Here is a 26023-nt window from a genome sequence, read left to right on the forward strand (position 1 = left end):
GCCGCCCATAACTCCCTCATCCAGGGAGTGTCCAGGATTGGCAATAGCGAACTCTAATAGTCGCCCGAATATGCTCGTGTTTGTTTGTGCTACAGCATGTTTGGCCGGGGATCGGCACGGGTGAGAGCCGGCCGTTTACGGCGGCGTCGTGGTCATTCGCGATGAATATACGATGAGCTGTGCTGAATCGACTGTGGGTCGTCGTCATGCTCCGCCCCCTGTGTCTTGAACTCGCAGACTCCATCGCCGCGGCATGAATATCTACATCGCCCACAGCGCGATGTGCTCGTCGCGCTGCTTTCCGGCGATTCGAGCGCGCCCTCGCGTAGGCACAAGTGGCATAGCCTTACTGGTGGGACATGGTGCATGGACACTGATGAGCGCGCCGAAATCCGCGGTGGTTTGGCGTCAGCCTCGAGCAGGTTGACCGCGACCACCTCATCTCGTCTATTGGGATTCCTCAATCAGAGATTCGGCGACTTCCGGCCCGCGCCACAAGTGCGCGGATACTCCATGCTTGGAGCCCTGCCACCACCACAGTGCCTCGACAATCGATGCGCCGAAGACACCGATCGCCAGGGCGGTGGCGGTCAACGCGGTATTCGACGGATCCAACCCGAACTTGTGCTGCGTCAACGGAATGCTGAAGATCGCCACGTAGGCTGAGGCCGACAGCGCAACCAACACCACACGCCACCAGGTGTAGGGCCGGGTCACCACCGCCAACACCCACACCGCGATCACTAGCAGGGTGATCAACGCCGAGGTCGACGCCTGGATTTGCTGCGGGTGGGTGGCTGCAGAGCCTCGGAAAGCCAACAGGTAGCACGCGAAGGTGGCGATGCCGGCGACCGCGCCGTTCGGTACCGCCGCCGTCATTACGCGGCGGGCGAACTCGGGTTGCGCGCGTTCGTTGTTGGGCGCCAGGGACAGAATGAACGCAGGGATCCCAATGGTGAACCAAGCCGCGATGGTGACCTGTATCGGCTCGAACGGAAACATAAGAGATTTGGCTCCCACCGCCTTGGCAGCCAGTCCCGCGATGCCTACCAGCAGCGCCAACAGCACCGAATACACCGTCTTGGTCAGGAACAAATTCGAGACACGTTCGATGTTGCCGATCACTCGCCGTCCTTCGCTCACAACATACGGTAAAGTGGCGAACCTGTTGTCCAGCAGCACAATCTGGGCGACCGCCCGCGACGCAGGGCTGCCGGCTCCCATTGCGACACCGACGTCGGCGTCTTTGAGGGCCAGCACGTCGTTAACGCCGTCACCAGTCATTGCTACCGTCTTGCCGCGTGATTGCAGCGCACGGACGATCGCGCGTTTCTGGTCGGGGCGGACCCGGCCGAAAGCGGTGTACTTCGGCAGCGTTTCGGCCAATTGATCAGGCTCGGTGGGGAGCGTACGAGCGTCGACCGTCGCACCGGGAAGGCCCAGCGCCGATGCCACTGTACCCACCGAGACGGCGTTGTCGCCCGAAATCACTTTTACGGATACCTTTTGGGCAGCAAAGTAATCCAATGTCTTGCGGGCATCGGGGCGGATGCTTTGCTCCAGCAGAATCAAGGCGGCCGGAACGACGCGACCCGGCGCCTCGGGATGGTTCACCGGTAGGTCGGTTCGGCCTAGCAGCAGCACCCGCAACCCCCGCGATCCGGCCTGTTCGGCCTGTCTGGCGACCGCTGCGGACGGGTCCAGCAGTACGTCGGGTGCCCCGAGTACCCAATTGCCTTGTGCTCCAAAAGATATCCCGCTCCACTTGGTGGCCGACGTGAACGGGGCGCTCGCCGTAATGGTCCAGCCCGGCGGGTTGGGATAGGCCTCGGCGATGGCCTGGACACTGGCATTCGGGCGCGCGTCGGCGGCGGCCATCGACGCCAGCACTTCAGCGATGCTGTCCAGACCCGCGTCGAGTTGTCGCAGTTCGGTCACGTGCATCCGGTTCTCGGTCAATGTGCCGGTCTTGTCGATGCACACCACGTTGACCCGCGCGAGTCCCTCGATCGCGGGCAGTTCTTGGACCAGGCATTGGCGCCTCCCAAGGCGGACCACGCCGACAGCGAACGCGACCGATGTCATCAACACCAGGCCTTCGGGAACCATCGGTACCAGCGCCCCCACCGTGCGCAGCACCGCTTGTTGCCAGCCGGAGTGGGTGGTGAACAGCTGTGTGTAGATGATCAGCAGCCCTGCTGGAATCAAGAGATAGGTGATGAACTGCAGAATCTTGTTGATTCCGGTGCGCAGTTCCGAGCGCACCAGGGTGAACTTGCTGGCTTCTTCGGTCAGCCGAGCGGCGTAGGCGTCGCGTCCGACCTTCGTGGCCCGGTAGGCGCCAATGCCGGCGATCACGAAACTTCCGGACATCACGGCGTTACCGGTGTTCTTCAAAACGGGGTCGGCTTCACCGGTGAGCAGTGACTCGTCGACTTCCAGGCCGGATTCCGCGAGTACCACCCCGTCGACTACAACCTGGTCACCCGGCCCCAGTTCGATGACATCATCCAGCACCACCTGGTTGGGCAACAGTTCTCGGCTGCCGCTCGCCCGGCGAACCAACGGCTTGGCCTGACCCATGATGGTTAGCTTGTCCAGCATCTGCTTCGCCCGAAGTTCCTGGAACATGCCGACGATGCTGTTGGCGAGGATCAATAGCCCGAATAGTCCGTTGATCAGCGAGCCGGTCGCCAACACGATGGCGAACAGCACACCGAGAATAGCGTTGATGCGGGTGAAGACATTGGCCCGCACGATGTCGGCCGTGCTGCGGGTCGCGCGGCTCGGAACATCGTTGGTCTTGCCATCTGCAACCCGTTGGGCCACTTCGGCGTCGGTGAGTCCGACGGCGAGTGACGCGGTCATGAGAGCCAAGCCTATCGAGAAGTCTCGGATCCCCGTCGGACTGACCATCGGTACGTCCGCGGTGGTGAGCCCAGGCGTTCAATCACAGGGAAGAGTCTGGGGCGGCATCCGCCGCGCGCCCGCGGCCCGGGTGGTGCAGGAACCCCACCGACGTATTGGGCGGTCGACAGATTTGGAGTATCTCGCCGGGTGACCGTCGTGGTGTGGACGCGGGCAGGTCTTTTCAGGGGTGGTGCTATGCCAGCGCGGATCAACACCTGAGGCTCCCCGCGCTCACGAATGAGACCCGGTGTCGTTCCGATGTCGTGGCCGACGGTAGACCAATGGCCGCCAAAAGGAGTCCAATGGCCCTGGTGACGCATCCGCGCGCGCCATAACGTTGTGCCGTTCGGACGCGGTACACGCGTTGTCGAGGAGGAGCCACGGTCGGGTCGGTACCTCATCTGCCGATGGACTTATCCGACGCCGCCGAATCTGGCGTGGAAGGAGTGGGGAATGTCCGAAACCGCGACTGGACACGGGCTTCTGGTAGCCGTTGATGGGTCGGCGGCATCCGACGCGGCGGTGGCCTGGGGGACGCGCGAGGCCGTGATGCGCGACATGCCCGTCACCTTGCTGCACGTCGTAGCCCCGATCGTCGTCGGGTGGCCTGTCGGCCGGCTCTATGACGATATGCCGGATTGGCAGAATGAAGCAGCCCAGCAGGTCATTGCCCAGGCCCGCAAGGTGGTGGAGGCCAGTTCTGGTGAATCCCCGTCGCTGGGCGTGCATACCGAGGTGTCATATGCAAACGTGGTGCCGGCGTTGATCGAGGCTTCGAAGAGCGCCTGGATGACGGTCGTGGGCAGTACCGGGCTTGGTGCGGTCGGCCGCGCATTGTTCGGTTCGGTGAGCGCAAACCTGATCCGTCATGCCCATTGCCCCGTCGCGGTGATTCACGCCGATCAGAGCGCTGACCATGATGCACCCGTTCTGGTCGGCATTGACGGGTCCCCGGGGTCGGAAGCGGCGACCGCGATGGCCTTTGACGAAGCCTCCCGTCGAGGCGTGCACCTGATCGCGTTGCACGCGTGGAGCGACGTAGGGGTATTTGCGGTGCTCGGGATGGACTGGCGGGACTACGAAAAACAAGGCCACGAAATCCTCGCCGAACGACTGGGCGTCTGGCAAGAACGGTATCCCGACGTCAGCGTGCGGCGGCGGGTCGTCTGCGACCAGCCCGCCCGCTGGCTAATCAAGGAATCCGAACAGGCGCAGCTGGTGGCAGTTGGAAGCCGCGGCCGCGGGGGATTTGCCGACATGCTTCTGGGCTCGGTGGGTGCTGCAGTGGCTCAATCCGCGAGCATCCCGGTGATCGTCGTCCGATCGCGGTCGGAGTGAGCGTTCGACATGACTTTTGGCAGCGCGTGGTACGTCCGCCTGAAGCTTCGATGCACGGAAACATGTTGGAAAACAACGGTTTAACGAGCGAGCTGGGCGCCAAGCGGAACTTCGGCTCCACGCCTCTTACATAGCCGACAAAGGTAGCGGATGATGTGGCAATGAACATGGCACGCGAAGATCCCGGCACTGCACTGTTAGACGCTGCCGGGCTGGACTGCCTCGTCGACGTCCTGATCGAGCGGGGTTATCGGGTGGTCGGTCCGACGTTGCGCGACAACGCAATTGTGCTCGCCGAACTCGAGTCCGCGCGCGATCTTCCACGCGGTTGGGGCGTAGACGTGGGTCCGGGCCGCTATCGCGTGCATCGCCGCGACGACGAAGCGGTATTCGGGCATTCGGCCGGACCACAGTCGTGGAAGCAGTTCCTGCACCCACCACGGCAGCGGCTGTGGGCCGGCGCCCGCGACGGGTCCTATGACGTTGAATCCGAGGAAGTTCCGCGGTACGCGTTCCTGGGAGTCCGCGGATGCGACCTGGCCGCGATTGCGACCCTCGATCGCGTCCTGGGCCGCTCTGAATATCCCGACCAGTCTTTTGCCGCCCGTCGACGTCGGCTCTTTGTCGTCGCGGTGAATTGCACAGAACCGGGCGGCCTATGCTTCTGCGCGTCAATGGGCACCGGACCCGCGGTCGGGCCCGGGTATGACTTGGCGCTGACCGAACGGCTCGGGGTCGACGTGGTGACCTACTTAGTCGAAGTCGGCAGCGAAGAAGGCGCCGACGTGCTCGCGGCACTGCCGCACCGACCGGCCAATGGCGGCGATATCAGTTGCGCGCGCGCAGATGTCGAGGCCGCGGCGCATCGGATGGGCCGCCAAATGCCGGATACCGATCTGCGGGAGCTGCTGATGCGGTCGCGCGAGTCGCCGCAATGGGACGAGGTGGCCAGTCGCTGCCTGACCTGTGGCAATTGCACGATGGTGTGTCCCACCTGCTTCTGCACCAGCACCGAAGACGTCAGCGATCTCACCGGTGAGCACGCCGAGCGTTGGCGGCACTGGTCGTCATGCTTTGAGTTCGACTTCACCTACGTCCACGGTGGTGGCAGCGTGCGCCAGTCCGGTGCATCGCGGTACCGGCATTGGTTGACGCACAAATTGGGTACCTGGCACGACCAGTTCGGCATGTCAGGCTGCGTCGGCTGCGGGCGATGCATCGCCTGGTGCCCCACTGGCATCGATATCACCGCGGAAATGAACAAGATGGCCGGCGATGATTGACGCCGTGACCGGTTCTGCGCCAATGGTTTCGGCTATGGCGCCCGTTCCGTATCGAGTGCGCACCCGCGTTGTGGAGAGTCCGGATTCGGCTACCTTGTGCTTGGCACCAGTCGAAACCGCGTTGCGCCCGCCGGAGCCGGGCGAATTCATGATGCTCTACGCGTTCGGGGTCGGCGAGGTAGCGATCTCGATCAGCGGCGACCCGACCGTCACGGACGGCTCGATCACACACACCGTCCGCGCCGTCGGTGCGGTCAGCCGTGCCCTGCACGATGCCCAGCCGGGAACCGTTGTCGGCGTGCGCGGGCCGTTCGGCACGAGCTGGGGACTGTCCGAGGCTGCCGGCCGGGATCTGGTCATGGTCGCGGGTGGCGTGGGGCTCTGCCCTTTGCGTCCGGCGATCCTTGGCGCGCTGGCGCAACGCTCGCGCTACAGAAAGATGATGCTTGTCGTTGGTGCCCGCTCCCGGTCGGATTTCTTGTTCGCCGCCCAACTTGAGAAGTGGACGGCAGATCCGCGCATCGAAGTCCACCTGATCGTGGACGCTCCAACCCCCGGCTGGACCGGAGAAGTCGGTCTCGTCACCGATCCGCTGCAAAGATTGGTGCTACGGCCGGATCGCACGACTGCGTTTCTGTGCGGTCCGGAGCCGATGCTGCGATTCGGCGCGGAAACACTGATAGCGAAAGGCATAGCCGCTCAAGATATTCGGGTCTCGCTGGAGCGCAACATGCAGTGTGGTATCGGTTGGTGCGGCCATTGCCAGCTGGGTCCGTTGCTGCTGTGCCGTGATGGGCCCGTCGTTGGTTACGACGTGGCGGGCCCCTTGCTGCAAGTGAAGGAGCTGTAGATGAGCCCAACCACGCTGGCCGTGTGGAAGTTCGCCTCCTGCGACGGTTGCCAGCTGACCCTGCTGGACTGCGAGGACGAGCTGCTGACGCTGGCCGATCAAGTTGAAATCGCGACCTTCGCCGAGGCTTCCAGCGCGATGGTCGGTGGGCCGTACGATGTGTCGCTGGTCGAGGGATCCGTCACCACCCGGCACGACCAACAGCGCATCCTCGAAATCCGGCAGCAGTCCAAGCTGCTGGTCACCATCGGGGCGTGCGCGACGGCCGGGGGAGTGCAGGCGCTACGTAATTTCGCCGACGTCGCTGAATTTGCCTCCGTCGTCTATGCCAAGCCCGAGTACATCGACACGCTGGCCACCTCCACGCCGGCATCGGCGCACGTGAAGGTCGACTACCAGCTGCCGGGCTGTCCGATCGACCGCGGACAGCTGCTAGACACGCTCGCGGCCTTGCTGATTGGACGCAAACCCCGGTTGCCGGCCAAGACCGTGTGCACGGAATGCAAACTTCACGGGGTGACATGTGTAATCGTCGCCGACGGAACCCCGTGCCTCGGCCCGGTCACCCACGCCGGCTGTGGAGCGCTGTGCCCCAGCCATCATCGAGGCTGCTACGGCTGTTTCGGCCCGTCAGCGTCGCCGAGAACCGCAACGCTGATCCCCCTGCTGCGCCGAGACGGCATGTCCGAAGGCGATGTTGATCGGGTTTTCTCAACGTTCAACGTCACAAGTTTCGCCGCCGAGCGGAGCACGCAGTGACTCCGTCCACGCGAAATCTCAATGTCGGGACCCTGACCCGGGTGGAAGGCGAAGGGGCGCTTTACGTCACGCTCAAGGATGGGACACTGGAACGCGTCGAGCTCAACATCTACGAGCCACCGCGGTTTTTCGAAGCCTTTCTGCGGGGGCGTGCCTACACCGAGCCGCCGGACCTCACGGCGCGGGTCTGCGGAATCTGCCCGGTCGCATATCAAGTCAGTGCCTGCAACGCAATCGAAGACGCCTGTGGTGTCGAGGTGGATGCCGACCTGGTCGCGCTGCGGCGGTTGCTGTATTGCGGCGAATGGATCCACAGCCACGTTCTGCACATCTACCTTTTGCACGCACCGGACTTCCTCGGCTATCCCGACGCGATCGCCTTGGCCCGCGACGAGCGCGAGATCGTGGAGCGCGGCTTGGCGCTGAAGAAGGCGGGCAACCGCTTGATGGAGTTCGTCGGCGGGCGGGCAATCCATCCCGTCAATGTTCGAGTAGGCGGATTCTATTCCGTTCCAACACGATTAGAGTTCAAGCCGATTGCCGAACAGTTGCGCCACGCCCTCGACGACGCGCTCGCCACCGTCAAATGGGTTTCCGGTTTCGAGTTCCCCGACCTCGAGCTCGGCCATGAGTTTTTGGCACTGACGGCGTTCGGGCAGTATCCGATCGAGAACGGCACAATCGCGCGCAGCACCGGCCCGTCATTTGAGGTGGCTGATTTCACCGATCACGTCTCCGAGTCGCAGGTGCCGCACTCCACCGCCCTGCACGCGACGCTCGACGGCGGCTGCTATCTGACCGGACCACTGGCCCGGTTCTCGCTGAACTCAGCGGCACTGTCACCCATCGCCGCAAGGGCCGCGGCCCAGGCCGGGCTATCGACAGAATGCCGAAACCCATTCCGCAGCATCGTTGTCCGTGCTGTCGAAGTGGTCTACGCGATCGAAGAGGCATTGCGGATCATCGAGGACTACCAGCGGCCGTCGCGCCCGTTCGTCGACGTTCCGGCACGTGCCGGCGTGGGCCACGGCGTCAGCGAAGCCCCCCGCGGCTTGCTGTATCACCGGTACCGGATCGACGACGGGTTGGTTTCCGCGGCAACAATCATCCCGCCCACTTCGCAAAACCAGGCGGCCATCGAAGCTGACCTTGCTCGCCTGGTTGCCGGCAATCTTGCGCTCGACGATGCCGCGTTGACCACTTTGTGCGAAAAGCTGATTCGCAGCTACGACCCCTGCATTTCATGCTCCGCGCACTTCCTGACGCTGAGGTTGCAGCGAGAATGAGGGCTGAAACTGTTGTCCTTGGCCTGGGCAACCGCTACCGACGTGACGACGGCGTGGGAATTGCCGTCGCCGCCGCACTAGACGAACTCGCGTTGCCCGATGTTCGTGTGGTGACCGATATTGCCGAACCCATGAGTTTGATCGAGGCGTGGACAGGAGCCGGGCTGGCCGTGGTGATCGACGCCGCAGTCGCGAACCCGGCCACGCCGGGCCGCGTCAGGCGCTGCGCTGCAAGCGATGTGGTCGTCGTATCGGAGGGATTGAGTTCGCACGACGTTGATATCACCCGTACTTATGCATTGGCTCGGGCGCTTCGCCGAGTACCCGACGCGCTGGTGGTATTCACCATCGAAGTAGCCGACACCGGCCATGGCATCGGCATGACGCGTCAAGTCGCAGCTGCCGTGCCAGAAGTTGTCCGCATGGCGGTGGCCGAAATCAAGCGCACCCAGGCAACTGGCAGCCTTCAGCCGGGGAATCGCACGGTGGTCCCGGGCATCAGTTGAACGACTCGGCCATGGCATTCAACTGCGACTCCGGCAGCATCGCGTGGGTCCACACTGATGATCACGCCCTTTCCACTGACCCGCAGGTGCAGGTGCAGACCCCGGTAGTGGATCGGGAAGGCCAGCACGCCAAGTGTTTCCGGCCAGTGCGGAGAAAGAATGATCCGGTCGGATCGGGTCTCCATCCCGGTGAAGCATCGTTGCATGAGGTCGACACTGCCTGCCATGGCCGCCAGGTGAATGCCTTCTGACGTGGTGCCGCCTTGGATGTCGGAGATGTCCGATTTCAACGCCTCTTGAAAGAACTCCATTGCGCGATCCCGGTTGGCCCGGGCGAGAACCCAGGTATGCACCACACCGCTGAGCGTCGACCCGTGCGATGTGCGGGCCAGGTAGTAGTCGACCATTTTTGGGACATGGTCGGGCATGAAGCGGTAGCCGAGTCGCGCGAGTACCTCACACAATTCCGTTACCGACATCAGATAGAGCAGCATCAGCGCGTCGGCCTGCTTGGAAGCCTTGTAGCGGTTGATATCGTCGTTCTCCGCTTCGAGGATGCGGTCGAGGCGCTGGATGTTGCCGTACTGCCGCCGGTATAGCTCCCAATCCAATTCGTCCAATTCGCCATATCCCTCGAACTGGCTTATGACGCCGTCGTGGAATGGAACGTACATTTGCCGGCTGACCTCATCCCAGTGCGCCAGTTCCTCGTTGTCTAGTCCGAGTGTCTCCATCAGATCGAGCCGGTTCGGCAGTGGTAGCAGCTTTAGTGCGTCGAAGGCCCGCAAGATCACCCAGACTGCCATCACGTTGGTGTACGCGTTGTTGTCGATGCCGTCGTATGGTGCGTCGGGGTAGCCTGAGTGGAATTCATCGGGCCCGATGACGCCTCGGATGCTGTAGCGATGGCGTTCTCGGTCGTAGGTGGCCCTACTCACCCAGAATCGCGCGATCTCGGCCAGCATCTCCGCGCCGTAGTCGATCAGGTAGGCGAGGTCCCCGGTGACCTGATAGAACTTCCACGCGTTATAGGCGACGGCGATGCCGATGTGGTGCGCACGAGCACTTGAGTCGGGATTCCACCGTCCACTGCGCGGATTGAGGTGCAGGCGTTGGCTCTCCTCGCGCCCGTCGCTGCCGGATTGCCACGGAAACATTGCACCGGAGCAACCCGCCGCTTTGGCCGCGTAGCGCGCCTCGGGCAGGCGCCGGTAGCGGTATTTGAGCAGCGAGCGGGTAACCATGGGCAGCCGCAAGTTGAGTACCGGGAAGATGAACAGCTCGTCCCAGAAAATGTGCCCGCGATATGCCTCACCGTGCAGTCCGCGAGCCGGCACCCCGACATCAAGGTCAGAACTGTTGGGTGAAACCGTCTGCAGCAGATGCAGGAGATGCAGTCGCAGTATGCGCAATTCGTCGGTAAAGTCGTCGAACTCAATTGACAGGCGCTCCCAGAGGTGTGCCCAATCCTTCAGGTGCGCGTCGCGCAACTCGGCGAACCGGGCGAGCCGGCCCAGCCAGCGCTCGGCGTCGACAGCGGGTTCGGAGGTCGCGACATCGCGCCCGGTGAAGACGGTTACCAGCTTCTCTACCGTCAACGCGTCACCAACTGACACTTCGACGGCGATATCGTGACCGATCTCTGCCGCCTCGCCGACCAGGCGATAAGTGGCCGGGACGGGAATCCCATTACGCCACACGATGCTTCGCGCCGCCATCGCAATTGGAATGCGCGATTGACTCGTCTGAACTGTCAGGAGCACCGAGTTGTCGGAGATCTCCCACTTGCCCACCAACTCAAGATGTTCGTTGGCCAAATCCCGGTAGCGCTCGACCAGCGAATTAGTCACGTTGCCGTCCAGCGTCGATCGAACCTCGATTGTCCCGGACCAATTCTCGGCGACGATCGTCGTCTGAAGGGCGCCGACGTGGGGCATGTGCATCGCGACGAATCGTTGCTGTGTCAGCGAACTGGTGCGTCCGGCACCGTCGCAGAAGCGCACCTGTCTGGTCAGTACCGCGCCGCGAAGGTCGAGGGTCTGTCGGTAAGACAGCACGCGGACCGCGTCGATGTCGAACCAGCTGCCGCCGTCCACCCGGAAGGTCAGGGCCAACCAGTTAGGCAGGTTGACCAAACTCTCATTGTCGATTTCGGTACCCGATACGTCATCGACGAGACGGTTGTAAACCCCGGCGGCATACGTTCCCGGGTAGTGCACCCGGCCGGATTTCGATTCGGGGGCGGCGCCGCGCGTCGCGAAGTAGCCATTTCCCAACGTACACAACGCTTCACGAAGCTTCTCGCTCTGCGGGTCATACCCGTCAAAGGTAACGTCCCAAGCCTTTGCCAACGCCGGGTGTTTTTTTGCCAACCAATTCGACCCGCGCCGGATGAACTCGCGCACCTGATCGGGACTTTGCACAGCGAAACGGGCGGCCGTCTTGCGGTCGCCGTCCTCGTCATGCCGCACTACAATCCCGATGCCGTCGAATTGGACTGCGTCGAAAGCGTCTTCGTCGGTGAGATCGTCGCCGATGTAGATTGGCAGCAGAGAACCCGTAGCGTCGATGCGATCACGAATCCAGGCCAGTGTGGTCCCTTTGTCCCAGTCGATGTCGGGATGCAATTCGACGAGCCTGCGCCCGTTCGTCACACCTAGACCGCTTTGTTGTCCGAGCTTTTTTGTGGCGGCCACGATTTCGCCGATGTGCTCCGCAGCGACCTCGCGATAATGGACCGCGACGGCAAAGCGCTTGTGTTCCACCCGCACTCCGGGAATCGTTGCCAGGCTCTCACCTAACTCGGCCGCCGCCCGCTCGACGACACCGATCGCCGCGGCGGCCGCTTCGTTTCGGTGATATGTTCCGTCCGGTTCGGTTAGCTCGAAGCCGTAGCTGCCCGCGTACCAAATACCCGGTATCGGTACCCGGGAGCGGATATCTTCAAGGTCGCGGCCGCTTAGTATGGCGACCGGGCATCGCGACGCCAAGCTTTCCAGCGCTTCGGCCGCTCCCTCGACCAGGCTGGCCGCGTTGGGATCGGCAACGATGGGAGACAAGGTCCCGTCGTAATCGACGAACAATACCGGCTCTCGGGCGCCCAGAACACCGACTAGCTGACCGTATGACGTCACCGCATCGGGGAGCTCCGACATACGCTTATCACCCGCGCGAACAGCGACCTCCGTCAGGTCGGCAACGACGGTGTCGGCGCCGCACCCACGCAGCCTGTCGCCTTGCCCGGCGCGGTCGACAGCGATGACGAGTGCGAAACCGCCGTCGTGGGCCGCCGCTATCCCGTCAGCGGCATCGTCGACGACGACACAACGTTCCGCACGCACACCGAGTTGGTGGGGGGCTTCGGCGAGGGCCGTAGTTGGGAACCCTTCGACGCAGACGCCGAACAGGTCATCTACTTCCGCGGCTTTCAAGAGTTGTTGACCGCCCGATGACAGCGTGTAGACCGCCGTGGCGACCCCTTCGTCGAGCAACTTTCGCACCAGGTTGATGGTCACCTCGAACACAGGATCAACACCGGTACCGGTCAGCGCGACGTCGATGTTGAAGACCACGGCATCGTGGTGGCGCGGGTCGACGGTGACGGGCGGCCTCATGGTGTTGTCCATGCTCGAGCCGACAACCATTGGTCTGCGGTGTCAGAACGCCGTTCCCCGTCGCCGGGCGTCGGCGCGTCGATGTCGATTGGGTCGGCGACCATCTCGAAAAACCGCTCGACATCCGGGCGGGTGCACGGCGCGGTGCCAGGAGTCAGCAGCATGGCCGCACCGGCTGCCACGCCCAGCCGCACCGCCTTCTCAAGTTGCCAGCCGCGGCTGAGGCCTACGGTGATGCCGGCGACCATCGCGTCGCCGGCGCCCACGCCGCTGCCGGAGGGCACCGTCACCGGCGAATAGCGTTGGCTTCCATCCGGTGTGGCAAGCAGAGCGCCCTGAGACCCAAGTGACACGACGACGAACTGAGTGCAGCCGCGGTGGACGAGTTCGTGCGCCGCGGTGAGCTGTTCCGACTCGTTGACGAGCGGGCGTTGGACACATTCGCGGAGTTCTCGCACGCTCGGCTTGAGCAGAAAGACGCCGGAAATGATGTGTCGCAGTCCCGCTCCGGAGGTATCGAGAATGAGCCGCGCGCCTCGTTCGTCACAGATGCGGGCCACCCGCTGATAGAAGTCGGCGGGCACACCGGGTGGCAGGCTGCCACTCGCCACGACGAGGTCCGCGGATTCTGCAGTGGCGCTGAGTTTGTCCAGGCACTCGGTCTGCTCGGCATCGGTGAGCTGCGGACCCGGGAGCACGAACCGGAACTGCTGCCCGGTGCTGCGCTCGTCGATCGTGAAGCTTTCCCTGGTGGAGCGGGCCACGTTGATCCGTTCCACGGGCACACCACAGTCGGCGACAAGGTCGGTCACTTTGTCGCCGGCGTGGCCGCCCGCCGGAAAGAGCGCCGATACTGCCGCGCCGAGTACATGCGCGATTCGCGCGACGTTGATTCCGCCGCCGCCGGGATCGTAACGGGGCGGCCCGCATCGCATCTTGTCGGTCGGAATGACCCGATCGGTGTCGGTCGTGATGTCGAGCGCCGGATTCATCGTCAGGGTCGCAATCGGGGTTCCCGACTTCGACGGTGTCTTCATTGTGATGAGTTCCGCTCCGTCGGGGTCGTAGGGAGACACAACTGAATCCGACCAGTTGAAGGACGCCGGCGGTAGGGACGGAAGTCCCGCGTCAGGGGGCCGTTCGGAGGTGTTGAATCAAACGACCGTGATGCCGTGCGTCGTGGCGTGGCGGCACCGTTAGGCCAGCGGTTCGCGCGCAACGATGACCGGCACGCGGGCCATCAGCACCACTGCCGCGCTGACCGAACCCAACAACATTCCGGCAAATCCGCCCCGGCCTTGACTGCCGACCACCACGAGCTGAGCCGACTCAGAGGCATCTATGAGTTGACGAGCCGGCTCATCGCGCACAATCAGCCGGCGCACAGGCACATCGGGGTAACGCTCACCCCAGCCGGCCAGACGCTCGGCCAGTATCTCGTCTTCTACCGCCCTCAGCTCCCGCCAGCCGGGACCGGGCAAACTGACGATGGCATCGAACACGCTCACATCGCTCCATGCGTGCAAAGCCGTCAGGCCTACCTTCCGACGCGAGGCTTCCTCGAACGCGATCGCGGTCGCTAACTCCGACTCCGGCGATCCGTCGATCCCGAGTAGCACCGGGGCCTGCGCGACATCGGCAGTCAGCTGGACGCCATCATGGATAACCGCGACCGGGCAGCGCGCGTGATAGATAAGCCCGGAGCTCACCGAGCCCAAATGACGACCCCGCAACGTGCCGGTACCGAGACAACCCGCCACCACCAAGTCGGCATCTTTAGACAGGTGCACTAGCGCGGGAACGGTTATCGCAGAAGGCATTTCGCACTCGATCTGCGCTGATCCACGCCGACAGCTTTCGCGCGCGATCTTGAGCGCTTCGTCAATCACCTGGCGCCCACGCGCGCGCTGCGCACGCATCCATTCCGGGACCATCGACGATTCGAGCCATGTCCCCGCTGTCGCCGGAACAACGTGCACCAATGTCAGCGGAACATTGCGTAACTCGGCGTCGCGGGCGGCCCATTGGACCGCGACCTTAGAGCCTGGCGAACCGTCGACACCGACGACGACCCGCGGATGCGTACTGCGTTTCGACAAAGCATTCTCCTTAACCTTTTTGCTATGACGGACGGCACCGAGTCATCAGGCATTGGTCCGACCCGATGGTCTCTGGGCTGCGAAAGGCGCCACGCGGTACAGAGCGGCACCGGCAGTGACTCCCGCACCGGCGGCAATGAGCAGAACACGGGCGCCAGCCGGAAGTTCGTCGGCCGCACTACGGAGTGCCGCGATCAGGGAGGCGGTATGCATGCTCTCGTCCTCAGCGACGATGATCCGTTCCACCGGTACCGCAAGCCGAGCGGCCAGTGCTGCGCGATAGCCATGCCGGGCCGGCGCGGCCACGATGAAGTCGACGTCGGAAAGACCGAGCGAGGCCTCCTGAAGGCAACCGCGGGCCACCTGGGCGCCAGCGGCCGCGAATTTCTCGTCCACCGCGGCCGACCCGCTGAATCGAAGTACGTTGCGTGTATCTTCGAGTCCGACGGTGGCGCGGAAGTTCTCACCATCGTCGGGGATGTTCACCCAGTGCACACGGCCGAGTCCGAAGTCGTCGTCGCTCCAGCCGCACAACAGCGCCGCTCCGACGGGGGAGAACGGAAAATGCTCAGCCATCCCGCGCCCCGGGTTGGCGTCGCTGGCGACCAGCAGGGCGCAGTTGATGGTGTGTGACCGCAGGAATCCGTCGATGATCTGCAAGGCGGTGAGGGCTCCGCAGGTTCCGTTCGAAATGTCGAAGGAGAACGTGCCGTGAGCATCGTCGTGTGGGTCCTCGGGGTTTGCCCCGATGTCATGTTGGATGAGCGCAGCAAGCGCGGGCTCTGCCAGATTCTTGTCGCGGTAGATACCAGTATTGATCAGAAGGTCCACGTCGTCGGGGTTTCGGCCCGCTCGTTGCAAGCAGGTCTTGGCCGCCGCGACCGCCAGATGCAGTGCGCTGTGCCGCGTACGCCAACCACTTCGGGCGACGTCGAGGCGATCAATGACTGTGCCCATAGCGGTTCACCAGATCCTCGTCCACGGTGAGGAGAACGACGCCGATCTCCAGCCCTGATGCCAAAGCGATCAAGGCGATGGTTTCGTCCGGCCGGATCCGCCCGGCTTCGAGTTCTTCGACAAGAGCCACCGTATGGGTGGTCGACGCCGTATTTCCGTACCGATCGACGGTGATCACGGCGTCGTGCTGTGGACTGTCACCGAACGAAGCGGATACCGCAGCCATCCCCTTGCGTATGGCGCGGGCCGAGGTCTGATGCGTGATCACATGGTCGATGTCGTGCATTGCGATACCGGCTGCCTCGAGGACTTCCCGCAGGAGCAGCGGGGTGTCGGCGATGGCTGCGCGCTGGATCCCGCGCGAATCGGTAAACATCCTCGCACCGGGGTCATGCCCCTTCGGGTACGCAAGGCACAGCCGGCTGTAGTCGGCAACCGTGGTGAATCCGGCAAGGCTGATGCCACCGGACCCTGAGGTGGCACGCTCGAGAAGGAGCGCCGCTCCCGCATCACCCAGCGTCAGGCACGCAAGTTCTTTGCTCATGATGTTGCGGATGTGCCGGGCCGCATTTTGACCGAGTTGCGAGATGTACTCGCCGCTGACCACCAACCCCCGCTTGACGGTTCCCTGACGGATCCAATTGTTGAGCACCGTCACGCCTGTCAGCATTCCGGCGCATGCGTTGGACAGATCGAAGGTCACTGCCTTCTCGGCCCCGATCGCGCGAGCGACGGCACTGCTCATCGTCGGTTCCACCCACTGCGTCAGGCCGCCACGAAACTTCGTGATACTGCAACTGATCACCACATCGAGCGACGCGGCCTGCTGCTGTGCCTTATCCAGGCAGCTCAGTGCCGCGGAGGTGGCTAGGCTATAGGAGTCCTCTTCTCCTGCCGAGACGCGACGTTCGCGGATACCGGTCAGGCGTTCCAGATCGATATGGGTGTGATGACGCGTCGCCGCCATCAGTTCGTCTGTCGTGAGAACAGTGGCGGGTAGATGCCGCCCTGCCCCGGCCAGTCGAGCGCGAAACGGCGTCGGCGGGCCGTCAGTCTCCATCACCAACCAATTTTTGGGCATTCGTCGCTCTCCTTCGCTTTCACAGCATGGGCCGCGACGGCAGGGGCCACGAGGGCATTTGGACCCTAATCGCTAGCGACTGAAGTCAGGACGCAGCGTGTCTCGGATGGCTACCGCACGACGAGCACGCGGGGAGCCTCAATGCTGTCGATCGCGGGACTTTCGACTCTGCCGGGGCGCCGGTACGAGGGGCACAGTGATTGAACCGAAACAACTTTGGAGATCGCTGTGAAACAGTTGACAACCCTTGATGCGGGCTTCCTGGAGGTCGAAGATTCCGACCGGCACGTGAGTCTGGCAATCGGTGGCCTGGCCGTCATGGAAGGTCCGGCTCCCGAATACGCCTCCCTCGTCTCGGTGCTCGCCGGGCGGGTGTCTGAGATTCCCCGGTTCACGCAGGTGGTGCACACGCATCTGCTCGACCTCGCGGCACCGGAATGGGTCGATGATGCTCAGTTCAATCTCGTCCATCATTTGCATCGCGTTGGGTTGCCGGAGCCCGGCGACGATGCGATGTTGTTCCGAGTCGTCGCCGAGATAATGGAGCGCCGCCTCGACCGAGATCGACCATTGTGGGAATGCTGGCTTATCGAAGGACTGGCCGAGAATCGTTGGGCGGTCCTGACAAAACTGCATCACTGCATCGCCGATGGAATCTCGGCGACGCACATGCTCGCGGGGCTTTGCGACGGCGCGGATGGAGAGACGTTCGCAAATCGGATACGTGCGGCGAACCGCTCGCCGGCGCTGCGTCCGTCTGGGCCCAGCCTGAATCCGCTGGACTGGGTTGGCGGTATCTCGCACTTTTCCGCCGCCGTGACGGGTGCCGCTGCTCGATTGGCGACGGGAGCTGTTCAAATCGTCGCCGGCCTCGCCAGTCCGGTGGATTCCTCGCTGGTCGGCCCGGTTAGCAATCTGCGGCGCTACAGTGCGGCACAAGTCCGCCTTGCCGATGTCGCGACGGTCTGCCACAAGTTTGACGTGACCATCAATGATGTTGCGCTGGCTGGTATTACCGATAGTTTCCGGGCAATGCTGATCCACCGAGGCGAACACCCACGCCGAAATGCATTGCGCACCTTGGTTCCCGTCTCGGTCCGGTCGGCCGACGCACTCGACAAACTCGACAATCGAGTGTCGCTCATGCTGCCACGCCTTCCGATCGAGCTCGAGGATCCCGTAGAACAGCTGCAAGCAGTGCACCGTCGATTGGCACGAGTTAAGTCCAGTGGGCAACGGCAAGCCGGATCTGCGTTTTTCGCGGCAGCGAACCATATCCCCTTCGCCTTGACGGCCTGGGCAGTTCGGTTACTCAGTCGGCTGCCTCAACTGGGGATCGTCGCCTTGGCAACCAACGTGCCCGGTCCCCGCCGCCAGGTACGCATGATGGGCCGGAATGTGCAGCGCCTGCTACCGATTCCACCTATCGCACTTCACCTTCGCACGGGCATCGCCATGCTGAGTTACGGCGACGATTTGGTGTTCGGCATCACCGCCGACTATGACGCGGTACCCGACGTCGACGAGCTTGCTGCCGGTATTGAACGCGCGGTGGCCCGATTGGTTGCGATCAGTGCAGGAACCGGGTGACCACTCTGCGACCGCCGGCTACCGCGTGATGGTCGCTCCACTGCTCAATCGGCATCAAGTGTCAGGACTTCGCGAAGTGGTCGTCGCGGGGTAATGGGGGGTTGTTCGCCGAAGACCTGGGGTTCGCCGACGCGGATGAGAAGTTGCGGTTCAGCTGCCCGTCCGGTCAAGGTGCCGATGAGGTTGCGGCTCGACCATAGCTCGGTGAGATGGCTCAGAGTGCACGTCGCCATCCCGGCCAACGTGCATTCCAACAACACGGCGGACAACGCTTCGCCGCACCGCAACGCGTCGTCGCGGGTGTCCTCGTCGGTAGACAGGACAAGCACTTTAGAACGGTCTTGTCCAGCGCCTGCCCGCCGCTCGTCGTGCGCGCTCACTGGGAAGATACGTCCGACGTCGACGCGATCACTTTCGGCCGCCGACAGCAATGAACTGCGCGGAATACCGTCAGAATTCTCGAAATGACCAGTCCACCAGGATAATTCGGTATGATATGAGGAATCGTATAGTCGCAGCGATTCAGTAAGTTGTGAAGCCCTGGCCAGTTCCGGACGCAACTCGTCGGCTATCACGTCGAGGTGAACTGTCTCGAATTCGACGGCGGCGCGCAGCGCTGGTTTGAAGGCCTCCCAATTCCGCGGTTCGGCGAAGGGAAGGCGATCGGTGCGGCGTTGCAGGATCGCGTCGGCCCGGCGGCGATGGCCATCGGTGACCAGGCTTATTGGGCTGAAATCAAGCGTCGCGAGATGATCCGGTCTGTTCGGGTTGGGAAATCTGTGGGTGTTGGCGGCCCACCCAGCTGCCGCGATCGCGACGCGTAGATGGTCGAGCACAGCGCCGCAGCTGATATTGGCCTCCCGCCCCGACTTGTCGGTCGAGTAGAGAATCCGGCTGCGATCCAGGTACAGGTGCAGTCCCTCCCCATCGGCGACCCATTTCCAGGGCTGGCTGTTGTGCAAGGACGGGGCCCGGCACGCCAACTGCACCGCGGCCCTGACTGTCTCGGCATCCAACAATGTATCGGGCATGATAGACCTCCGGTTACTGTCTGCGTCGATCGTGGAACACGCCGGCCGACGGCGCCAGGGTCATTGGTCATCGACTGCGAGCGCCGTTGGGCACTCGCCGGCCGCGTACCTGACCGCTCCGAGAACCAATCGCGTTAGGCTGAGTCATGTCCGCCGACGGCGATCCGGTGACTGTGCTGAGCGAAGACGAGAGCTGGAGCTTGCTATCAAGGGTGTCTCTGGGCCGATTGGTCACGTGCCTGGGCGGGCAACCGGAGATCTTCCCGGTCAACTTCGCCATCCAACGCCGGACGGTGCTCTTCCGAACTGCCCAGGGCACCAAGTTGTTTAGCGCTGTGATGACCGACCGTGTGGTTTTCGAGGCCGACGACCATACCGTCGCCGAAGGGTGGAGCGTGATCGTCAAGGGCAGGGCGCATTTGCTGTCCGCCACTGCCGAGATCCTAGACGCGCAAGAAGCGCAGTTGCTGTCGTGGACCACGACGTTGAAGCCGCTCTACGTACGGCTGATCGCCTTGGAGATCACCGGCCGGCGATTCAAGTTCGGTCCGGAGTGAGATGACGAATCCACCTTCGCATGACGCCCGCGTTGACGCGTGGCTTGAGAACAAACGCGACCGTCCACTCGCGACAGCTGTTCCAAGAGTTGCCGGCTCAGCGGGCGGCCCAGTCCTTGGCGCGCTCGAGTTCGTCGAGGCGGAACAGGGCGAGCTCGCCGGGGACCATCCACGCCAGCGCGTGCAGGGTGTGGGCAACCCATTCCTTGTCGGTCACCACCGCGATTCGCTTGAACGCCGAATGGTGCTGGAAGAGGGCTCCAAAGCCCAGCTTTAGGTCCTCGGCCAGTCCGCCGGGCCCGAAGCCTTCGTAATCGGACGCGATGACCTCCACAATCCTGATTTCCCCGGCGTTCAGCAGCTCCTCCATAGCGGGCTTGAACTCCCGCAAGTCGTCACCACGCAGCCGACCCGACACCCGAATGCCGGTCACTCCCTCCGGCATGTCCGGCAGTACCTCGATCATTGATTTCTCCTTTGTATCGATAGCGCGTTGTGACCTCAAAAGGTCGTTGCACACCGAACGAGATTATTTGCGGCCGGCGCCCGCGAATCGGCCGCGGCGCTGATCAAGGGTCCACTCTCGACGTCGCCTCTCGATCTATTCCCCAGGAACAGCATCGAACTCGTTGCGAATCAACGGGTTTCACGCGATTCACGCGGCATGCGGAAGTTCATCGGTGGTTGATGTTTCCGCCGACGCCTTCGGATGCCTTGGTGTGGGCCTCCAGCCGACGTAGGTCAGGTACAACCCGACCACTGCGAGCCCGATGCTTACACCGATCCACAACGGCGCCAAGCCAATCGTGGCATCGGCCGCCTTCACAAAAAAGGCCGGGAATGCCAGTAGTACCAACCCGCGCAGCGCGATCATCCAGCCCAGTAGGGAGACCATAATTGCCGCTGCGCCACGCCAATACGGGTGAAGCGCGATGACCACAAGGCCGATCAAGAGCACGAGGGCACCGGTCACCCAAACCGATGCGGAATTCGACTCGAAATCAGAGACCAACGCTCGCATCTCCGATGCGCGGGCCACCACGGCGATTCCGAGGATACCCACAAACGGGCCGAGAACGCGGGCGAACATGCGCGTTCTCGGCAGCACCTGTGTCGAGCTCATTTGTCGTACCTCCTGAGAGCCCCTGACGTCTATGTGACGAAAGGACGGCTAGATACTTCAAGCTGAGCACTCGACGGAAGTCCGCGAAAGGGACTAAAGCCCCGCACGCCGATTACATTCGTCGCGAATCTGGCGGCCCGGTGCGCGCAGCGCCGTTTCGGCGTCCCGACGCTCCCAACGGGATTGACGAGCGACTCAGTGTCGACATGGTTGAGGAGGATAAAGCGCCTGGCGCAGAACGGCTTTCCCAGTTCGCACAATTGACCGACGCCGAGGTCGATGCCGTGGCCTGCCAGTTTCTGAACTCGCCCTACGCCGACCACGACACGTATTCCGAGGGGCGCTGGATAGGCGACTCGAGGGGTTTCTTCGTCGTCGCGACCTTTCTGGCCTGCTGAGATGGCGATGCGTACGATTTCATCCTTGACCGTGTCATGGCCCATATCGGCCATCAAATACCAGGTGAAGGGCCTTATTGACGGCCGATCAGTACGGCCTTAAGGTCGATCGGTGGCTTCATTACTCAGGCCACGGTCGGGCACCATCACGACCTTAGTCGGGTCCGCTGTGGAGGGCGACCTGCTTCGCCACGACCCAGTGTTCTACGGGGGCGAAAGCGACTGTCGAACTTTCGTGCTCAAGTTAATCATCCGCCCTGCGTTCGGCTGCGAACTGGCACGTGCCCTGTTGGTGTCGCAGCCGCGTCGTCGACTGCAGGGCCCGACGTTGCCGTGGAGGCCCTGCGTCGAATGACGAGCGATGACGATCCATCAATGTTTGCTGTCCTTGGTCAGCAGGGAATTGTAGGCAGGATGCAAGAGCAGCTCGATGAGTTGCTGGCCGCGCGCGACCAAATGGAACATCTGCTGCGCGTGATCGTCGAGATCGGCTCGGATCTCGATCTCGACGCCACGCTGCGCCGGATTGTCCTCTCGGCGAGGGAGCTGACCTCTGCCCCTTATGGCGCTTTGGCGGTACGTGATTCCAAGGGCGTGCTGCTCTCCTTTGTCCATTCAGGAATAGACGACGACACAGCTCGCCGGATCGGGCATCTGCCGGTCGGCAAGGGCGTTTTAGGTGTTTCATTAATCGAAACCCCGGCATTGCGTCTAGACGATCTGACGATGCACCCGGCCGCGTGCGGCTTTCCCGAACACCATCCACCGATGCGCGCTTTTATCGGAGTGCCAATCACGATCCGGGGGACCGTGTTCGGCAGCCTGTATCTGACCCATGTCGATACGGGGCGAGCGTTTTCTGAATCTGACGAGTTCGCTGCGCGCGCGTTGGCGTTTGCGGCATCCGTTGCAATCGACAATGCGCGAATATTCGAACGCGAGCGGGCATCGGTGAAGTGGATGGAGGCGAGCCGCGAGATCACCACAGCGCTTCTGTCAACCGAGGACCCGCACCGACGGCCGTTGCAGTTGATCGCCGAACGGGCATGCGCGCTGACCGACGCTGAGCAGGTGATCGTGCTCGTTCCAAGCGACGCCGAGCTGCCGTCCGACGAAGTCGAGACGTTGATTGTGTCCGCCGCTGTAGGTCTGCACGCCGATGAGGTAGTCGGTCAACAGATTCCGGTGGACAGCTCCACCTCGGGGACCGTTTTTCGTTCGGGCGAGTCACTGATCACCGAGGCATTGAGATATCCAATCCAGGCATTCACTGACGTCGGGCAGCGTTCTGCGATTGTGATGCCGCTGCGCGGCCACGACGATGTCGCCGGGGTGATCGCGGTTGCCCGCGGCGTGGACCAGTCGCCGTTCGACAGCACCGATCTCGACTTGGTGAGTGGTTTCGCTACTCACGCCGCGATAGCGCTCATGCTCTCGTCTAGCCGCGAGCAAGCGCGGCAGCTGACCATTCTGACCGAGCGCGAGCGCATTGCATACGACTTACATGACCATGTCATCCAGAGGCTGTTCGCCACAGGAATGGATTTACAGGGCACGCTGGCGCGGGCCCGCTCACCGGAGGTGATCGACAGGCTCTCCCACACGCTCGATGATCTGCAGGCCATCATCGAGGAGATCCGCACCGCCATCTTCCAGCTCACTGCCCGAAGGGAGGATGGCGGCCTTCGGCTCCGAATTCAGCGCGTGGTGGCCGATCTGACCGAGAACCGCGACATTGTCACCACCGTGCGCATATTCGGACCGTTATCCGTCGTTGGCCGCGAACTTGCAGAGCACGCCGAAGCCGTCGCCGCAGAGGCCATCAGCAACGCTGTTCGCCACTCCGGCGGGTCCCGGCTGACCGTCGAGGTCGAAGTCGCCGACATGTTCACCCTCGACGTCACCGACGATGGCTCCGGGGTGCCCGCCGACAACCAGCGTCACAGCGGCTTGGCGAACATGGCGCGCCGCGCCGAACAACTCGGCGGCAGTTGCGAGATCAGCAGCCCACCCGGCGGCGGCACCCGGGTTCATTGGATCGCTCCGCTCACCGATCTCTGAATTCCTGCGTACGGCTTGCTGTGGCGTTGCCCGACGCACGGTTGGTGGTGGTCCATGCAGCGCCGTGCCGAATACGAGTGGCTGGCCGAGCCGGAATGGCACAAAGTCCTACCAGGTCGGGGGCTACTTGCTCTCGTCCCGTCAGCTTGATTGCTGCGATCGTTGGTAGACCCCATTAGTCGGAAGGCACGATCGCCATGGACGCAGACTTTCCCGATGCCGGCACAATCCGAACGGTTCTGGCTCTGGCATGTAGAGCTCCCTCAGTCCATAACACCCAGCCATGGCGGTGGCTTGTTGGTGCTGAAAGCCTGCATCTCTACGCTGACGCCGACCGGCGACTCCCGAACACCGATCCAGATGGCAGAGACATGATCCTGAGTTGCGGTGCGGTGCTGCATCATTGCATTGCAGCTTTCGCGGCTGTGGGCTGGCGGGCCAAGGTGGCTCGCTTGCCCAATCCGTATGACCCGAATCACCTTGCTGCCATCGAATTGTCGCGGTCTACCGTTGACGTCCCTGAGGTAGCGCTTGCCGCGGCGATACCGCGGCGGCGAACTGACCGGCGCCACTACAGTTCCTGGCCAGTATCGGTGGGTGATATCGCTGTGATGGCGGCGCGATGTGCTCGTAATGGAGTGACGCTATGCCAAGTGGAAGATACCGACAGGTTGAAAAATATTGTGGCTGAATCTGTCTGGGATCACATGACACATGACTACCTCGTCGAGCTTGCAGCGTGGAGCGGGCGTTACGCGGCGAGCGCCGGGGTGCCGGCCCGCAACACGCCGAAATCTGACCCGACGGCGAAACTACCGAGTCGGCTTTTTGCCGGTCCCGCGCTGGCGATGCCGGCGAGCTCATCGTCCGCTCAGGACAATGCCGTAGTCCTTGCCCTCGGCACTCGGGCCGATGATCGGTTGGCTCGGCTGCGCGCCGGGGAGGCCACGAGCGTCGTGCTTCTCTCCGCCACCGCGATGGGCTTGGCTAGTTGCCCGGTCACTGAGCCGCTTGAGGTCGCTGAAACTCGCCAGGCGGTGCGCTCCGACATCTTTGGTGATAGCTGCTATCCGCAGATGCTGCTGCGCGTGGGTTGGGCGCAAATCAATTCCGACCCCTTACCGGCGACACCGCGACGCGAACTCGCTGATTTCGTCGGGTGGATGAGTGGCCGCGACCCGAACGCTGACTAGTTTTCTGGCCGCCGAATTTTGATGAATGATTTCTCTCGCGTCGCGCGCTCTCAGCAAGCTTCGGTGACACAACGTGTTTCGGCTTGCCGAGCCGGTAGGTACCGGTAGACGGCGCTACTTTATTAGGCGTACGCGGGCCGGCGATCGGGTAGGGTCCAGCGACCCGATATCGGGGACCAAAGACTCTGGCGGCCCACCTTCACATGCATGAATGTCGTAGCTACGGCGGAGGCGGGTGAAACCATGATCAAAATGATGTCGGACACCAAGGTGATCGCGACGGCAGTCGAGTTGGCTTGCCATGCGCCCTCGCTGCACAACAGCCAGCCATGGAAGTGGGTGGCCAGCGGCTCGAGTGTCAATCTATTTGTTGACCCACTCCGAATGGTGACAGCGACCGACAAGTCCGGTCGCGAAGCGATCATCAGTTGTGGCGCCGCGCTAGATCACTTCCGGGTCGCATTGGCCGCTGTCGGCTGGGACGTCAATGTCGAACAGTTTCCCAACCCCAACAACCGCGACCACCTCGCTTCGATGGACTTCACGTCAATCGACTACGTAGCGCCGGCGCGAAGTGACCGCGCCGCAGCGATACTGCGACGCCGGACCAGCCGATTGCCGTTTCGCGCGCCAAAACACTGGGCAGCGTTCGAGCCCGTACTGCGCAGCTCATTCGACAACGATCTGGTGCTTCTTGACGTATTGCATGACGACGCCCGCCCGCGGTTGGCGGAAGCTGCGCGACTCACCGAAGCCCTGCGACGTTACGACGATGCCTACGACCATGAATTGCGTTGGTGGACAGCCCGTTCAACGGCGTCAGAAGGTATACCCCAGAGCGCACTGCCGTCGGAATCGGACGCTCGAAGAGTCGACGTCAATCGTCGGTTTCCTACGGACCCCTACGAGCGGAGCTCTGCGGGCACCTATGACCAGGCGCAGATCGTGGTGCTGTCCACCACGTCGGACACACGGATCGATGCGCTCAATTGCGGTGAGGCACTCTCGTCGATCTTGCTGGAATGCACGATGGCCGGGTTGGCAACGTGCCCGGTAACCCACGTCACTGAATTGGAAAGCAGTCGGGAGATCATCAGCGACCTCACCAGCGATGGGGCGGCTGTTCCTCAGGTTTTGCTTCGAATCGGCATCGAGCCGGAAGGCGAGTTGACCCCACCGCCGTCGCCGCGGCGCCCATTGGACGAAGTGCTGCAGATCCGTCGCTAGGAGCGGCCCTTGACGGCGAAATCTCTATGTCCAAACGCGAATCTGGTGAGTTGCGAAATGATTTCTCATGCCAGGATTCCCGAACCTACGCAGGTAAACCGCTATGAATAGCTCATCGTCGCCAGTTCGCCGTTCGGTAGTCGACTCTCCTGCACGTCGG

21 protein-coding genes are annotated in these 26023 nt (G+C 62.8%); 12 read left to right on the forward strand and 9 right to left on the reverse strand.

Annotation, left to right across the window (positions count from 1 at the left end; all coding sequences use genetic code 11):
- Window positions 1–447 precede the first annotated feature (447 nt).
- Window positions 448–2868: an HAD-IC family P-type ATPase gene (locus A5791_RS00465; RefSeq protein WP_067229281.1), complete on the reverse strand. Its 2421-nt coding sequence runs from the start codon at window positions 2866–2868 to the stop codon at window positions 448–450.
- A 495-nt stretch (window positions 2869–3363) separates the two neighbouring features.
- Here A5791_RS00465 and A5791_RS00470 point away from each other — a divergent pair, with 495 nt between their 5' ends.
- From A5791_RS00470 to A5791_RS00495, 6 genes are all read left to right on the forward strand, one after another.
- The gene (locus tag A5791_RS00470; protein WP_067229187.1) at window positions 3364–4248 is read left to right on the forward strand and encodes a universal stress protein; all 885 of its coding nucleotides are present in this window, start codon (window positions 3364–3366) and stop codon (window positions 4246–4248) included.
- Window positions 4249–4409: 161 nt separating this feature from the next.
- Window positions 4410–5531 (forward strand): 4Fe-4S dicluster domain-containing protein, encoded by a 1122-nt coding sequence (locus tag A5791_RS00475; RefSeq protein WP_067229190.1) that lies wholly within the window; start codon window positions 4410–4412, stop codon window positions 5529–5531.
- Entirely contained in the window at window positions 5524–6381 is an 858-nt protein-coding gene (locus A5791_RS00480) for an FAD/NAD(P)-binding protein (protein WP_067229194.1), read from the forward strand. Before A5791_RS00475 ends, A5791_RS00480 begins: the two co-directional genes overlap by 8 nt.
- Complete coding sequence (locus A5791_RS00485; RefSeq protein WP_067229199.1) at window positions 6382–7140, forward strand: oxidoreductase; 759 nt, start codon at window positions 6382–6384, stop codon at window positions 7138–7140.
- Window positions 7137–8426, forward strand: coding sequence for a Ni/Fe hydrogenase subunit alpha (locus A5791_RS00490; RefSeq protein ID WP_067229203.1), 1290 nt, complete (start codon window positions 7137–7139; stop codon window positions 8424–8426). The genes A5791_RS00485 and A5791_RS00490 overlap by 4 nt, the downstream gene beginning before the upstream one ends.
- Window positions 8423–8932: a hydrogenase maturation protease gene (locus tag A5791_RS00495; RefSeq protein ID WP_067229206.1), complete on the forward strand. Its 510-nt coding sequence runs from the start codon at window positions 8423–8425 to the stop codon at window positions 8930–8932. Before A5791_RS00490 ends, A5791_RS00495 begins: the two co-directional genes overlap by 4 nt.
- Here A5791_RS00495 and otsB read toward each other — a convergent pair.
- The 5 genes from otsB to A5791_RS00520 all read right to left on the reverse strand — a co-directional run bounded on the left by otsB (window position 8893) and on the right by A5791_RS00520 (window position 16683).
- Window positions 8893–12546 carry a trehalose-phosphatase gene (gene otsB, locus A5791_RS00500; protein ID WP_067229284.1) on the reverse strand — a complete coding sequence of 1218 codons (3654 nt, stop codon included), beginning with the start codon at window positions 12544–12546 and terminating at the stop codon, window positions 8893–8895. The two genes, A5791_RS00495 and otsB, sit on opposite strands and share 40 nt — an antisense overlap.
- Window positions 12543–13589, reverse strand: coding sequence for a 1-phosphofructokinase family hexose kinase (locus A5791_RS00505; protein ID WP_369827992.1), 1047 nt, complete (start codon window positions 13587–13589; stop codon window positions 12543–12545). The genes otsB and A5791_RS00505 overlap by 4 nt, the downstream gene beginning before the upstream one ends.
- Window positions 13590–13742: 153 nt before the next feature.
- Window positions 13743–14645, reverse strand: coding sequence for a universal stress protein (locus A5791_RS00510; RefSeq protein WP_067229213.1), 903 nt, complete (start codon window positions 14643–14645; stop codon window positions 13743–13745).
- A 45-nt stretch (window positions 14646–14690) separates the two neighbouring features.
- Window positions 14691–15602: a 3-oxoacyl-[acyl-carrier-protein] synthase III C-terminal domain-containing protein gene (locus tag A5791_RS00515; protein WP_067229216.1), complete on the reverse strand. Its 912-nt coding sequence runs from the start codon at window positions 15600–15602 to the stop codon at window positions 14691–14693.
- Window positions 15586–16683 carry a 3-oxoacyl-ACP synthase III family protein gene (locus A5791_RS00520; protein WP_067229220.1) on the reverse strand — a complete coding sequence of 366 codons (1098 nt, stop codon included), beginning with the start codon at window positions 16681–16683 and terminating at the stop codon, window positions 15586–15588. The genes A5791_RS00515 and A5791_RS00520 overlap by 17 nt, the downstream gene beginning before the upstream one ends.
- Window positions 16684–16911: 228 nt before the next feature.
- On the opposite strand from A5791_RS00520, the gene A5791_RS00525 reads away from it, so the two are divergent.
- The gene (locus tag A5791_RS00525; protein WP_067229223.1) at window positions 16912–18273 is read left to right on the forward strand and encodes a wax ester/triacylglycerol synthase family O-acyltransferase; all 1362 of its coding nucleotides are present in this window, start codon (window positions 16912–16914) and stop codon (window positions 18271–18273) included.
- Between the two features lie 44 nt (window positions 18274–18317).
- Here the strand turns inward: A5791_RS00525 and A5791_RS00530 are convergent, their stop codons facing one another.
- Window positions 18318–19304, reverse strand: a complete 987-nt coding sequence (locus A5791_RS00530; RefSeq protein ID WP_067229227.1) for an NAD(P)H nitroreductase — start codon at window positions 19302–19304, stop codon at window positions 18318–18320.
- 146 nt (window positions 19305–19450) lie between these two features.
- Between A5791_RS00530 and A5791_RS00535 the strand changes: the two genes are divergently transcribed.
- Window positions 19451–19861 carry a pyridoxamine 5'-phosphate oxidase family protein gene (locus tag A5791_RS00535; RefSeq protein WP_067229230.1) on the forward strand — a complete coding sequence of 137 codons (411 nt, stop codon included), beginning with the start codon at window positions 19451–19453 and terminating at the stop codon, window positions 19859–19861.
- Between the two features lie 97 nt (window positions 19862–19958).
- On the opposite strand, the gene A5791_RS00540 is transcribed toward A5791_RS00535, so the two are convergent.
- Both A5791_RS00540 and A5791_RS00545 read right to left on the reverse strand, forming a co-directional pair.
- Window positions 19959–20327 (reverse strand): STAS/SEC14 domain-containing protein, encoded by a 369-nt coding sequence (locus A5791_RS00540; RefSeq protein ID WP_067229234.1) that lies wholly within the window; start codon window positions 20325–20327, stop codon window positions 19959–19961.
- A 189-nt stretch (window positions 20328–20516) separates the two neighbouring features.
- Window positions 20517–20951 carry a hypothetical protein gene (locus A5791_RS00545; protein ID WP_156660925.1) on the reverse strand — a complete coding sequence of 145 codons (435 nt, stop codon included), beginning with the start codon at window positions 20949–20951 and terminating at the stop codon, window positions 20517–20519.
- 239 nt (window positions 20952–21190) lie between these two features.
- Between A5791_RS00545 and A5791_RS00550 the strand changes: the two genes are divergently transcribed.
- The 4 genes from A5791_RS00550 to A5791_RS00565 all read left to right on the forward strand — a co-directional run bounded on the left by A5791_RS00550 (window position 21191) and on the right by A5791_RS00565 (window position 25863).
- Window positions 21191–21382 carry a hypothetical protein gene (locus tag A5791_RS00550; protein ID WP_082966656.1) on the forward strand — a complete coding sequence of 64 codons (192 nt, stop codon included), beginning with the start codon at window positions 21191–21193 and terminating at the stop codon, window positions 21380–21382.
- A gap of 375 nt (window positions 21383–21757) precedes the next feature.
- The gene (locus tag A5791_RS00555; RefSeq protein ID WP_369827990.1) at window positions 21758–23443 is read left to right on the forward strand and encodes a GAF domain-containing protein; all 1686 of its coding nucleotides are present in this window, start codon (window positions 21758–21760) and stop codon (window positions 23441–23443) included.
- 197 nt (window positions 23444–23640) lie between these two features.
- The gene (locus A5791_RS00560; RefSeq protein ID WP_067229246.1) at window positions 23641–24636 is read left to right on the forward strand and encodes an NAD(P)H nitroreductase; all 996 of its coding nucleotides are present in this window, start codon (window positions 23641–23643) and stop codon (window positions 24634–24636) included.
- 243 nt (window positions 24637–24879) lie between these two features.
- Window positions 24880–25863: an NAD(P)H nitroreductase gene (locus tag A5791_RS00565; RefSeq protein WP_067229289.1), complete on the forward strand. Its 984-nt coding sequence runs from the start codon at window positions 24880–24882 to the stop codon at window positions 25861–25863.
- The last annotated feature ends 160 nt before the right edge of the window (window positions 25864–26023 follow it).

The organism is Mycobacterium sp. 852002-51163_SCH5372311, from assembly GCF_001667115.1.
Classification (GTDB): Bacteria; Actinomycetota; Actinomycetes; order Mycobacteriales; family Mycobacteriaceae; genus Mycobacterium.

Coding starts and splice junctions, on each gene's coding strand:
- A5791_RS00465 (WP_067229281.1), bottom strand. CDS start 2,868: ATGACCGCGTCACTCGCCGTCGGACTCACCGACGCCGAAGTGGCCCAA.
- A5791_RS00470 (WP_067229187.1), top strand. CDS start 3,364: ATGTCCGAAACCGCGACTGGACACGGGCTTCTGGTAGCCGTTGATGGG.
- A5791_RS00475 (WP_067229190.1), top strand. CDS start 4,410: ATGAACATGGCACGCGAAGATCCCGGCACTGCACTGTTAGACGCTGCC.
- A5791_RS00480 (WP_067229194.1), top strand. CDS start 5,524: ATGATTGACGCCGTGACCGGTTCTGCGCCAATGGTTTCGGCTATGGCG.
- A5791_RS00485 (WP_067229199.1), top strand. CDS start 6,382: ATGAGCCCAACCACGCTGGCCGTGTGGAAGTTCGCCTCCTGCGACGGT.
- A5791_RS00495 (WP_067229206.1), top strand. CDS start 8,423: ATGAGGGCTGAAACTGTTGTCCTTGGCCTGGGCAACCGCTACCGACGT.
- otsB (WP_067229284.1), bottom strand. CDS start 12,546: ATGAGGCCGCCCGTCACCGTCGACCCGCGCCACCACGATGCCGTGGTC.
- A5791_RS00515 (WP_067229216.1), bottom strand. CDS start 15,602: ATGGGCACAGTCATTGATCGCCTCGACGTCGCCCGAAGTGGTTGGCGT.
- A5791_RS00520 (WP_067229220.1), bottom strand. CDS start 16,683: ATGCCCAAAAATTGGTTGGTGATGGAGACTGACGGCCCGCCGACGCCG.
- A5791_RS00530 (WP_067229227.1), bottom strand. CDS start 19,304: ATGCCCGATACATTGTTGGATGCCGAGACAGTCAGGGCCGCGGTGCAG.
- A5791_RS00535 (WP_067229230.1), top strand. CDS start 19,451: ATGTCCGCCGACGGCGATCCGGTGACTGTGCTGAGCGAAGACGAGAGC.
- A5791_RS00540 (WP_067229234.1), bottom strand. CDS start 20,327: ATGATCGAGGTACTGCCGGACATGCCGGAGGGAGTGACCGGCATTCGG.
- A5791_RS00545 (WP_156660925.1), bottom strand. CDS start 20,951: ATGTTCGCCCGCGTTCTCGGCCCGTTTGTGGGTATCCTCGGAATCGCC.
- A5791_RS00550 (WP_082966656.1), top strand. CDS start 21,191: ATGGTTGAGGAGGATAAAGCGCCTGGCGCAGAACGGCTTTCCCAGTTC.
- A5791_RS00555 (WP_369827990.1), top strand. CDS start 21,758: ATGTTTGCTGTCCTTGGTCAGCAGGGAATTGTAGGCAGGATGCAAGAG.
- A5791_RS00560 (WP_067229246.1), top strand. CDS start 23,641: ATGGACGCAGACTTTCCCGATGCCGGCACAATCCGAACGGTTCTGGCT.
- A5791_RS00565 (WP_067229289.1), top strand. CDS start 24,880: ATGATCAAAATGATGTCGGACACCAAGGTGATCGCGACGGCAGTCGAG.